The organism is Nocardia amamiensis NBRC 102102, from assembly GCF_001612745.1.
In the GTDB taxonomy this organism is placed as follows: Bacteria; Actinomycetota; Actinomycetes; order Mycobacteriales; family Mycobacteriaceae; genus Nocardia; species Nocardia amamiensis.
In genome coordinates this window covers 17,898-29,279 of record NZ_BDBA01000176.1, presented here as the reverse complement: position 1 = coordinate 29,279, position 11,382 = coordinate 17,898, and the positions used below count along the sequence as shown (strand labels likewise).

The following is an 11,382-nucleotide window of genomic DNA, read 5'->3' as shown; positions in this document are numbered from 1 at the left end:
TCGGCGTCGCCGACATCGCCGCGCTCGCCCGCCGGGCCAGGGACTTGTCGATCCGCCGTCCCGGCTCCGATATCGCGGCCGACATTGCCGACCGCGCCGCGCTCGAGGAAGCGCTGCGCGAGGTGGCGCCGGAACCGGCGGAACAAGCCGGTCTGGCCGACGCGATCGCCGATCCCGGTCCGGCGGAGCACTATTCGGAAACTGGTGCGGCCCGCATCGAGGCGCTGGGCCGGGAGCTGGCCGCGTTGCGCGAACGCAGCGGCCAGCCGTTGGCGGAATTGGTGGCCGACGTCGAGCGCACCATCGGGGTGGGTGTGGAGACCCAGACGCGGCGAGCGATGGCGGGGACGGGTGCCGGACGCGAACACTTGGACGCGTTCGCCGAGGTGGTGGCCGGGTACGCCGCGGACACCGGCGCCTCCCTCGGCGGCCTTCTTGCGTTCCTCGCCGCCGCCGAGGAGGTGGAGAACGGGCTGGAACCAGGGGAGGTGGAGGTCGCCAAGGACCGGGTACAGGTGCTGACCGTGCATGCCGCGAAGGGCCTGGAATGGGAGATCGTCGCGGTCCCGCACGTGGTGGAGGGCGTGTTCCCGTCCAAGGTCGGTTCCGGCACCTGGCTGGGCGCGCTCGCCGAGCTGCCCACGTCCTTGCGCGGCGACCGCAGACAGGACGACGCGGCCGAAGGCGTTCCGGTGCTCGATCTCGGCGACCTGTACGACCGCGCCGACCTCGACCGCGCGATCAAGGCACACAAGGAGGCACTGGAGCGCCGCCGGATCGATGAGGAACGCCGCCTGTTCTACGTCGCGCTCACCAGAACCGAACGGGTGCTGCTGGTTTCGTCGCACCACTGGGCGGAGACCGGCAGCTCCCCGAAGGGTCCTTCGGATTTCCTGCTGGAGTTGAAGCGCGCGAACGAGGACCCCGGCAGCCCGGCGCACGACGTCCTGGCGATCGACCGGTGGGACGACCCACCCGCGCCCGACGCCGTCAACCCCTTCACCGACAACCCCGCCACCGCCGAATGGCCCCGAGACCCCCTCAGCACCCGCCGCGACCCCATCGAACAGGGCGCCGCGATGGTCCGCGCCGCCCTCGCCGATCTTCGCGCGCACCCAACCGCCGCACACCGCGGCCCGGACGCCGACCGCCGCGTCACGGAATCGCTCGCCGGTCGGGCGGGCCGCGTCGCGGAATCGCTCGGCGGTCGAGAGGACCTCGCCGCGGAATCGTCTGGTGGCGAGAGCGACCGCATCCGCGAATCCGTTCGCGGGGCAGACGGCGTCGCGGAATCGCTTGATCGGGAGGGCCGCGTCACGGAATCCGTTCGCGGCGGAAGCGACCGTGTTGCGGAATCGCTTGATGGTGGGCAGGGCCGAATCGCGGAATCCGTTCGCGGTGGGGACGACCGCCGCACCGAATCACTCGCCGACGAGGTGGCGGATTCGTCCGCTACCGAGGGTCGGGTCGCAGACGAGGACACGATCCACGCCCCTGGCTACTACCCGCCTGACGACGAGTTCCCCCCGGACGAGTTTGCCGACCCACCCGATTTCGATTACACCGCAATCGAATACGACGACCCGTACGCGGATCTGGAGCCCTATTACGGACCCGCGCCGGACCCGGTCGAGGAGTACCTGTCGGCTGACGAGCCCGCCTTCGCCACCGGCTTCGCGCCGCCTCCGCCGGAGGATGCCTACCCGCTCGAACAGGCACATCGCGTGCCGGACCCGGACGATCCCGAAGGCTGGGCCGCCGACGTCGACGCCCTGCTGGCCGAGCATCAGGCCGCCGTGGCCGCCGAGGAGGCGGTCGAGCTGCCCGGCCAGATCGCGGCTACGGCGCTGGTCGAGCTCCGCGCCGACCCGGCGAAACTCGCCGCGCGACTGCGCCGCCCGCTGCCCTACCCGCCGAATCCGCTGGCCCGCCGCGGCACCGCATTCCACGCCTGGGTGCAGCGGTGGTTCAGTGCCACCCGGCTACTGGGCATGGATGAACTGCCGGGCGCCGCCGACAGCGCGGCCGACAGCGGATTGGACGCCGAGCTGACCGCGATGCAGGAGGCGTTCCTGAACTCGCCGTGGGCCGACCGCAGCCCGATCGAGGTCGAGATCCCATTCGAGACCTCGATCGCGGGCACCGTGATCCGCGGGCGCATGGATGCGGTGTTCGCCGAACCGGGCGGCCGCTGGATCGTGGTCGACTGGAAGACCGGCGCCGAGCCGGGCCCCGCCGAGGAACCCGCGGTCGCCATGCAGCTGGCGGTCTATCGCTTGGCCTGGGCGCGGTTGACGGCCGCGCGCGAGGGCCGCTCCGAACAGGAGATGCTGCCGCGAATCGGCGCCGCGTTCCACTACGTGCGCACCGGACGCACCATCGCGCCGGCCACGCTGGCCGGTCCGGCCGAACTGGCCGAGCTGATCAGGAACGCCGCGCCCGTCGACTCACCGCCAGCGACCGGGTGATCAGCGGGATCTGCAGCGGAAGCCGCAGCACCGAGCCGATCTTGACCAGCTGCGGCGCCTTCTCGCTCGCCAGCATGTCCGCGGCGAACTGGACGTTGGCCGGGAACACCGCGATGAACAGCAGCGCGGCCAGGCGTCCGCCGAAGCCGCGGGTCCGCGGGATCGCGAGCGCGGCGGCGACGCCGAGTTCGGCCGCGCCGGAGGCGTAGGTGTAGTCGCGGGCACGTCCGGGCAGGACGCGCGGCACGATCGAGTCGAAGGGCTTGGGCCACACGAAATGCAGCACCCCGCTGCCGAACAGCAGGGCGGCCAAGGCGAGCGCGGGGCGCCGCCCGGTGTCGCGCGCGGGTGTCAGGGTGTTTTCTGCCATGCGGGCACCCTTGCATTCCGGGGTGTTGCTGTCGAGACCAGGTAGCCGTGCGGCGCGGGACCGGCGCCGCTGCGGCCGGGCAAACACGGGTAGGCTCGCGTGCTGTGCCGGAGGGACAGGTGATACCGGAGATGACCGACACGAGCAGAGCGGCCGCCGCGTTCGCGACGCAGTCGCCGGCGGCAGTCGCTCGGACGCGAGCCACAAGTGGGCCGCGAACGCGCAGCGCCATAGGTGCACAACGAGCACAGGTGTCCGGTGTTCGGTGATCGAGCACGTGGCCTCGGGTTGGCCAGCCGCCCCCACTTCGCACTGGTCGGGGTGCTGCGTATCCCGGAAGTGCAGACCAGCCCGTGGATTTCGCTGACCAGGCGGGTGCTGTTCGCGGCATCGCTGCTGTTCCTGGCCGCGGTCGTGGTCTATGTCGGTCGCGAGGGATACCACGACAATTCGGGCAACGAGCTGTCGTTCCTGGACGCCTTCTACTACGCCACGGTGTCGCTGTCGACTACGGGATACGGCGACATCCACCCCGTTTCGCCCGAGGCGCGGCTGGCGAACATCGTCATCGTCACGCCGCTGCGCATCCTGTTCCTCATCGTCCTCGTCGGAACCACCCTCAGTGTGCTGACGGAACGCTCCCGGCAAGCTTTCAAGATCCAGCGATGGAGGCACAGCGTGCGTAATCACACCGTGGTCATCGGATACGGCACGAAGGGGAGGACCGCGATCGACGCCATGCTCGGCGACGGCGTGAAGGCCGCCGACATCGTCGTGGTCGACACCGACGTCGTCGCCTTGGAGGCGGCCGCGAACGCCGGGCTGGTCACGGTGCACGGCTCGGCCACCCGGTCCGACGTGCTGCGGCTGGCGAGCGTGCAGAACGCCGCGTCGGTCGTGGTAGCCACCAACCGCGACGACACCGCCGTGCTGGTCACCCTGACCGCCCGCGAGCTGAACAAGGCGGCCAAGATCGTGGTCGCGGTGCGCGAGGCGGAGAACATCCACCTGGTGCGGCAGTCGGGGGCGGACTCGGTGGTGGTGTCCTCGGAGACCGCGGGCCGGTTGCTCGGCATCGCCACGACCACGCCGACGGTGGTGGAGATGATGGAGGACCTGCTCACGCCCCAGGAGGGGTTCGCCGTCGCCGAACGCGAGGTCGAGCCCGCCGAGATCGGCGGATCGCCACGGCATCTCAGCGATATCGTGCTCGGCGTGGTGCGCGACGGCGTATTGGTCCGCGTCGGTGATCCCCAGGTGGACGCAATCGAGGCGGGCGACAAGCTGCTGTACATCCGCCGGGCGAGCAAGTGACACCGGCGGCGGGCCGGGCGGTTACTCGGGCGCGATAGTCTCGAACCGTGCCCGCTTTTCAGCTCAATGGTGTTCCGCTGCTGTCCCGCTCCGTCATCGATCGCGCGGAGGAGATCCGGGGCGACGCCCAGGCCCTGAAGGAGGGCTGGGGCGAGGCGAAACTCTTGCGGATCAACCGGCGCGGACAGGTGCGCTTCGACGATGGCGTGCTGGTCTTGGACGCCGCGCTCGAGCTGTCCGCGGAGCCGAGCCCGGCCGCGGTGTTCCTCGGCGTCGAGGACGGCATCCACCTGTGGGCGGTCCGCGATCCGGAGTTGGAGGGCACGCTCACCGATCTGCGCGCGCTCGCGGGCGGCAGTATCGACGACCGCACCGCCGGCTTGCTCTCCACCGCGTTCGCGCTGCTGAACTGGCACGACAAGGCCGGGTTCAACGGCGCGGACGGCACGGTGACCATCGCGTCCAAGGCCGGGTGGTCGCGCGTCACCGAGAGCGGTTACGAGGAGTTCCCCCGTATCGACCCCGCGGTGATCTGCCTGATCCACGACGGCGGCGATCGAGTGCTGCTCGCGCGCCAGCAGAGCTGGCCGAAGTCGCTGTTCTCCCTGTTGGCCGGGTTCGTCGAGGCGGGCGAGTCGCTGGAGCGCTGCGTCGAGCGCGAGATGCGCGAGGAGGTCGGCCTGGACGTGCGCGAGATCAGCTACCTGGGCAGCCAGCCATGGCCGTTCCCGCGCTCATTGATGCTCGGCTTCGCCGCCGTCGCCGATCCCGGACAGCCGCTGACCTTCTCCGACGGCGAAATCGCCGAGGCCGACTGGTTCACCCGCGCCGAGGTGCGCGAAGCACTGGCGATGGGCGACTGGTCGGCGCGCGGCGAGGGTGCGCGGCTGTTGCTGCCGGGTTCGATCTCCATCGCGCGCACCATCGTGGAATCCTGGGCTGCGATCGACTGAGCGCACGCTCTTGCCACCCCTCGGCTCCGGCCCGATCCAGGGTTGTTCGCTCGCTGAATCGGGAACCGGCCCGCACGCAGCGGTGATCAGGACAGACCGGCGAGGGTCTGCTTGACGGCCGCCAGGGACGGGTTGGTCGCGGTGGAACCATCGGCGAACTTCACGGTGGGCACGACGTGGTTGCCCCCGTTGACGCTGCCGACGAACTCGGCCGACGCCGGATCTTGTTCGATGTCGATCTCGACATAGCTGATACCGGCCTCTTCCAGCTGCTTCTTCAGCCTGCGGCAGTAGCCGCACCAGGTGGTCGAGTACATCGTCAGAGTGGGGTTCGCGTCAGTCACGGATGATGCAACACTGAAGCACCTCGCACTGTTCCACCTCGAACATTCTCCCGGTGGTCCACGCCGGCACCCTGACCGCGGCGGTGGTGGCTGCTCGCCGAACTGCCTGCGCATCGTGTGCGGCTCGGCAGCGCCGTCGAACTCTGTCGCCCGAGCGATCCGACCGTAGCGTGTGCCACACGTCGGCGGGTCCGGCTCGCCGCCGGATTGTCCCGCCGCGAGCGGTGTCGGCTGGTCGGACGTCGGGTCGCGTCCGCGATGGCCTGAATGTCCCGCGGTCTTCGGCTGGGCGCGGCACGGCCGGTGTCGGTGGGCGCTGTCATGATGGACCGCGTGCCCGCACTCGACCTCGCCGACCTCGATCCCGAGCAGGCCGCCGCCGTGCGCGCGCCGCGCGGTCCGGTGTGCGTGCTCGCGGGCGCGGGCACGGGCAAGACCAGAACCATCACCTACCGCATCGCGCATCTGGTCGCGCAGGGGCAGGTCAAGGCCGATCAGGTGCTCGCGGTGACCTTCACCGCGCGGGCGGCGGGGGAGCTGCGGACCAGGTTGCGTGCGCTCGGCCTCGGCGGCGAGGCCACCAAGGTGCAGGCGCGGACGTTCCACGCGGCGGCGTTGCGGCAGCTGAAGTACTTCTGGCCGCAGATCGTCGGCGACGTGCCGTGGCGATTGATCGACGCCAAGTTCCCGATCGTGGCGCAGGCGGTCAACCGGGCCGGATTGTCCACTTCCACCGATAGCGTTCGCGACCTGCTGAGCGAAATCGAGTGGGCGAAGGCCTCGCTCATTGCTCCGGAGGATTACACGGCGGCGGTCACCGAGCGCAGGCGGGAGACGCCCTACGACGCCATGCGCGTCGCCGACGTGTACGCGGGCTACGAGAAACTCAAGGCCACGCCGGACGGGCTGCTGCTGGACTTCGACGACCTGTTGCTGCACACGGCGGCCGCGCTGGAGGACTATCCGGCGGTGGCCGACGAATTCCGCGGCCGCTACCGCAGTTTCGTCGTCGACGAATACCAGGACGTCACGCCACTGCAGCAGCGGGTGCTCGACGCCTGGCTCGGCGACCGCGACGACATCACCGTGGTGGGCGACGCCAATCAGACGATCTATTCGTTCACCGGCGCCACGCCGAACTACCTGCTCGATTTCTCCCGCCGATACCCCGAAGCGACGGTGCTGCGACTGGAACGCGACTATCGCTCGACTCCGCAGGTGGTGTCGCTGGCCAACCGGGTGATCGGCGCGGCTCGCGGTCGCATCGCGGGCACCAGGCTGCTCCTGATCGGTCAGCGGCCCGACGGACCCGAGCCCGCGTTCGCCGAGTACGACGACGTTCCCGCCGAGGCGGCGGCGGTGGCCGAGGCGATCGCGCGGCTCATCGCGGCGGGCACGCCCGCCGCGGAGATCGCGGTGCTCTATCGCATCAACGCCCAGTCGGAGAGCTACGAGCAGGCGCTCACCGAGCGCGGCATCCCCTACCAGGTGCGCGGCGGCGAGGGTTTCTTCGCGCGCACCGAGGTCAAGCAGGCCGTGCAGGCACTGCGTCAGGCCGCGTCCCGCGAGGATCTACCCGATCAGGCGCGCAGCGGTAGAGCCCTGGTCTCGCTGGTTCGCGCGGTGCTCGCGCCGCTGGGCCTCACCGCCACCGAGCCCGCGGGCGCTCAGGCCAGGGAGCGCTGGTCGTCCCTGGTCGCCTTGGTGCGCCTGACCGAGGAACTGCTCGGCCACGACGATCGTCTCGACCTGACCGGGCTGCTGCGCGAACTCGCCGCCCGCGCCGAGGCCAGGCATCCACCCACGGTGCAGGGCGTCACGCTGGCCTCCCTACACGCCGCCAAGGGGCTGGAGTGGGACGCGGTATTCCTCGTCGGCCTCTCCGACGGCACCCTGCCGATCCAGCATGTCCTCGCCGACGACGGCTCGGTGGCCGATCAGGCCGCGCTGGAGGAGGAGCGGCGGCTACTCTACGTCGGGGTCACCCGGGCGCGGGAGCAGCTACGGCTGTCCTGGGCGCTGGCCAGGAACGAGGGTGGCAGGCGCACTCGGCGGCGCTCCCGGTTCCTCAATGGCCTCGTCCCCGACGACTCGCCCGCCTCGCGAATCGCGGCACCGGCCGCCCCCGCGTCGAAAGAAGCCCGGCCGACTTGCCGGGTCTGCGCCAAACCGCTGATCGGCACGTACCCGACCATGCTCGGCCGATGCCGCCGCTGCCCGGCCGAGCTGGACGCGGAACTGCTTGCCGCGTTGCGGGACTGGCGTGCGGAGAAGGCAGAGGCATTGCGCGTGCGCGAATTCGTCGTGTTCACCGACACCACGCTCACCGCGATCGCCGAACAACTGCCCGCCGACGACGCCGCGCTGGCCTCGATCGCGGGCATCGGCGCGAAGAAGATCGACCAGTTCGGCGCGGACGTGCTCGCGATCGTCGCGTCCCGGATCCGATCCATATCACAAAACCGCAGGTAGAAAATAGGTTGTCGCCGTCGACGATCTTGCCTATGGTGGATTTCACGCACCGGGAGGTCATCTCGGCGCGCACAGTTACCGACAACGAGTACAGGAGGGAGGCAGAGCAATGGACTACATGATGAGCGTCGACGCCAATGGCGTTGCGGTCTATGCGCCCATGGCGGCCTCCCGGGGGATCCTCGCTTTGCAGGGGATCGGTCTGTCCGGAATCGGTGTATGCGGCATGGCCGGCACGAAAGTGAATTCGGCCGTCATGCCCGCATCCATTCGCACCGAAAAGCAGGACAAGCCCAGCGCGGGTTGGCACCCGACGGCTGCCGAGGCAGCAGTCGGCGTCGTCGCGGACGAGTTCGGCTTCGAGCCGGCGGATCCGCGGGCAGCACGCCTCCGCACCGCACACCCAGCGACCGTGAACAGGACTCGACACAGATGTCGACCTAGGTAGGGAACTCCTCCCCGACCTCCTGGCCACGGATCGCACGACAGCGAAACCGTGGCCAATCTTCTCCGGCCCTTCAGCCACCAGGCACCGGTTTCGCGGACAACGAAACGAACCGCTGCAAACGAGCTGAAGGAGAACGACGTGTTCACCGCACAGGGTTGGCCACAAGCCGCTACTGACGTGACATGCCGAACCGTGGCGTCGACTACTCGTCCCCAGGAGTCCACCAAGGTCCTGCCATGCCGTGCCGGCGACCCGGATCTCTGGTTCGCCGAGAGCCCGGTCCAGTTGGAGCAGGCCAAGGCGCTGTGCGCGACCTGCCCGATCCGCAAGGGCTGCCTGAGCGCGGCCATGGATCGGCGTGAGCCATGGGGTGTTTGGGGCGGTGAGATCTTCGACCAGGGTGTCGTGATCGCCCGCAAGCGCCCGCGTGGTCGTCCGCGCAAGGTCGCGGTCCCGGCATGAGCCGGGGAGTGACGACTTCCCTCCCTCCGGTCGATGTGCTCGATTCGGTCGGTCCCGGCACGGGCCGAGCCAACGAACGAGAAAGCAGGCCAGCCGCTCACCGTTGCCCGGTGGGCGGCTGCCCTGCGTTCAGGAAGCCGTACGTTCTTCGCGGAAGCCCGGCATCCAGGTGCGCACCAGCTGCATGAACGGCAGCTCGGCGTCCAGCTGGGCCAGGATGCCGACGGAACCGCCGAGCACCCGGAAGATCATCACGTATTCCGCCGGAAGTTGCAGCGCCCGAGCGGTTTTCATCTCCGGGCTGGAGAACTCCGACGCCTTGCCCGCCACCCGCTGCATCCATCTGCGGGTGAAGTGGAACGAGTCGGTCTGGATCGGATCGGTGAACGGACGCAGATAGTCGGCGATTTCCTGGTGGGTGACGGCCCGGCCCGGGATCACCCAGCCGTGGTCGTACAGCAGCTCGGTGAGCTCGGCGAAGCGCTCCTCTACCGCGAGGGCCAGCATCCGGCCCAGCACCGGGGGGAAGCCGTCGGGCATCGGCGCGCAGGCGCCGAAATCGATGACGGCGAGCCTGCCGTCGGGCAGCATCATGAAATTGCCCGGGTGCGGGTCGGCGTGCAGCAGCCCGACGACCTCCGGGGAGGAGAAGTGGAAGCGGCCCATCAGGCCCGCGACTCGATTGCGTAGCGCGAGGCTGCCCGCCGGATCCTCGCCGCCCTGCTTGATGATCGCGGAAACGGCGGTCCCATCCAGCCATTCGGTGACGATCACCTTCGGCGCGCTCGCCACCACCTTCGGCACGACGATTTCGCCGTGTCCGTCGAAACCTTTGGCGAAGGCGCGCTGGTTGGCCGCCTCGTTGCGGTAGTCCAGTTCCTCTTCGGTGCGCTCGGTGATCTCGGCGAGAATCGGCTTCACGTCCGCGCCGGGGATCACCGACGAGACCAGGCCGGTCATGCGGGACAGGGTTTTGAGGTCCGCGCGCAACGCGTCGTCCGCGCCAGGGTACTGCACCTTCACCGCGACCGGTCGCCCATCCGACCACACCGCCCGGTGCACCTGGCCGATGCTGGCCGACGCGGCCGGGCTGTCGTCGAACTCACGGAAGCGAGTACGCCACTGGGTGCCGAGCTGCTGGTCGAGCACGCGGTGGACGGTCGCGGCCGGCATCGGCGGCGCGGCGGCCTGCAGCTTGGTCAGCGCCTCGCGGTAGTGCTCGCCGAACTCCTCGGGGACGGCGGCCTCCATCACGCTGAGCGCCTGTCCGAACTTCATGGCGCCGCCCTTGAGTTCGCCGAGCACGGTGAACAACTGCTCGGCGGCCTTCTGGTTGAGCTGGGCGTTGATCTCGGTCTTGTCGCCTCCGGCGAGCTTCTTGCCGAATCCCACGGCGGCCCGCCCCGCGATGCCGAGCGGAATCTTGGCCAACTTGGCGTTGCGGGACGAGCGACTGCGCGCGATCTCTGACACGTACCCATCATGGCGGACGGACCAGCGAATCGGCCATGGCAATCTTGATCACTGACGCGCTCCCGCGCCCAGGTGTGCGGCTGCCTCGCCTTGGCTCGGCCCGGCGCGGGCTATTGGCGGACTTCGTCCGGCTGCGCCCATTAGGCGGGCACTCGTGCGCACGCGCACGCGGGATGCCGGTGCCATACGCGCCGATCGAGGACGTGCGAATCCAGATCCAGCTCCACCGTCGCGTTCAACGTGGCCGGGGTTCGGCGCGGCGAACAATCCAGGACCGCCTCCAATTCGCCGAGGGCGACCGCGGCTGTCGCGGCGATCCCGGCGGGCGAGGCGTGGCCGACCCGGCCGAGCAGTTGGGCGGCCAGATGCGGCCAGTCGGCGTCGTTCTGCGCGCGGATCAGGTCCGCGCAGCGCAGGCAGCTGGTGGCGCCGGGCAGCACCAGAGGCCCGATGACGCCCTTGTTGTCCCGGATGCGGAGTTGCAGATGCGGAACCCGGTGCAGCAGCAGGTCGTTCACCAATCGCGGGTCGGGCATCAGCGTGTCCGCCAGCACCACCAGGTCCGACCGCCAGGTGCGTACCGGCGCCGCGCCGGACGGGTAGTCCCGGGAACGGCTCGGCCGCACCCCGAGTGCGCGCAGCCCGGTCGAGACCGCGTCGGACAGCGGGCCGAGCCCGTGTACCCGCACCGCGAGGACTCGCCCGGCCCGGTCCTCGGGATGGTCGAGCAGCCCGGCTCCGTCGATCACTGTGAGCAACGCCACGGCCTGTTCGGCATCGATGCCGCATTCCCCGGCTCGCCAGATGATCTGCGGTTTGGTGCGCAAGCCGTCCAGCAGGCGGAGGAAGGTGAGCACGGCCTCGGCGTCCATGCCTTCCGGACCGAGCACCAAAGCGGTCTCGGGATCACATCCGAGCTGGATGACGCCGGCCGGGCGAACCAGGACGGTCACGCTGGGACGCAACCGCGGACCGCGACACATCGTTGTCATGTCAGCAGTATGCGGAACACGCAATGCATGACTCGTTTCGAAACCCGCGGTTATCCACAGGGTTTCGCGTCATCCACAGGAATGGA

10 protein-coding genes are annotated in these 11,382 nt (G+C 69.6%); 6 read left to right on the top strand and 4 right to left on the bottom strand.

Features of this window, described 5'->3' with window-relative positions:
- Nucleotides 1-2,468: 3'-5' exonuclease (locus NA4_RS42865; protein WP_245671625.1), on the top strand; the 2,468-nt coding region annotated here is incomplete at its 5' end.
- Here NA4_RS42865 and NA4_RS28155 read toward each other — a convergent pair.
- Complete coding sequence (locus NA4_RS28155; RefSeq protein ID WP_067476591.1) at nt 2,425-2,838, bottom strand: DoxX family protein; 414 nt, start codon at nt 2,836-2,838, stop codon at nt 2,425-2,427. The two genes, NA4_RS42865 and NA4_RS28155, sit on opposite strands and share 44 nt — an antisense overlap.
- Nucleotides 2,839-3,096: 258 nt before the next feature.
- On the opposite strand from NA4_RS28155, the gene NA4_RS28150 reads away from it, so the two are divergent.
- Together NA4_RS28150 and nudC are read left to right on the top strand one after the other, a co-directional pair.
- Nucleotides 3,097-4,152, top strand: coding sequence for a potassium channel family protein (locus tag NA4_RS28150; RefSeq protein ID WP_067476583.1), 1,056 nt, complete (start codon nt 3,097-3,099; stop codon nt 4,150-4,152).
- A 47-nt stretch (nt 4,153-4,199) separates the two neighbouring features.
- A complete protein-coding gene (nudC, locus tag NA4_RS28145; protein ID WP_067476579.1) occupies nt 4,200-5,105 on the top strand; it encodes an NAD(+) diphosphatase in 906 nt (301 codons plus the stop codon).
- 86 nt (nt 5,106-5,191) lie between these two features.
- Here the strand turns inward: nudC and NA4_RS28140 are convergent, their stop codons facing one another.
- Entirely contained in the window at nt 5,192-5,422 is a 231-nt protein-coding gene (locus tag NA4_RS28140) for a mycoredoxin (protein WP_157129354.1), read from the bottom strand.
- Nucleotides 5,423-5,770: 348 nt separating this feature from the next.
- On the opposite strand from NA4_RS28140, the gene NA4_RS28135 reads away from it, so the two are divergent.
- The 3 genes from NA4_RS28135 (at nt 5,771) to NA4_RS28125 (ending at nt 8,831) form a co-directional block, all read left to right on the top strand.
- The gene (locus NA4_RS28135) at nt 5,771-7,921 is read left to right on the top strand and encodes an ATP-dependent DNA helicase UvrD2 (RefSeq protein WP_067476609.1); all 2,151 of its coding nucleotides are present in this window, start codon (nt 5,771-5,773) and stop codon (nt 7,919-7,921) included.
- 109 nt (nt 7,922-8,030) lie between these two features.
- On the top strand, nt 8,031-8,369 hold the full coding sequence (locus NA4_RS28130; protein WP_067476567.1) for a hypothetical protein: 339 nt from the start codon (nt 8,031-8,033) through the stop codon (nt 8,367-8,369).
- A 138-nt stretch (nt 8,370-8,507) separates the two neighbouring features.
- Entirely contained in the window at nt 8,508-8,831 is a 324-nt protein-coding gene (locus tag NA4_RS28125) for a WhiB family transcriptional regulator (RefSeq protein WP_084497503.1), read from the top strand.
- 129 nt (nt 8,832-8,960) lie between these two features.
- Here NA4_RS28125 and NA4_RS28120 read toward each other — a convergent pair whose 3' ends face one another.
- Complete coding sequence (locus tag NA4_RS28120; RefSeq protein WP_067476564.1) at nt 8,961-10,304, bottom strand: ABC1 kinase family protein; 1,344 nt, start codon at nt 10,302-10,304, stop codon at nt 8,961-8,963.
- 140 nt (nt 10,305-10,444) lie between these two features.
- Nucleotides 10,445-11,296, bottom strand: coding sequence for a hypothetical protein (locus NA4_RS28115; RefSeq protein WP_067476561.1), 852 nt, complete (start codon nt 11,294-11,296; stop codon nt 10,445-10,447).
- Nucleotides 11,297-11,382: the final 86 nt, after the last annotated feature.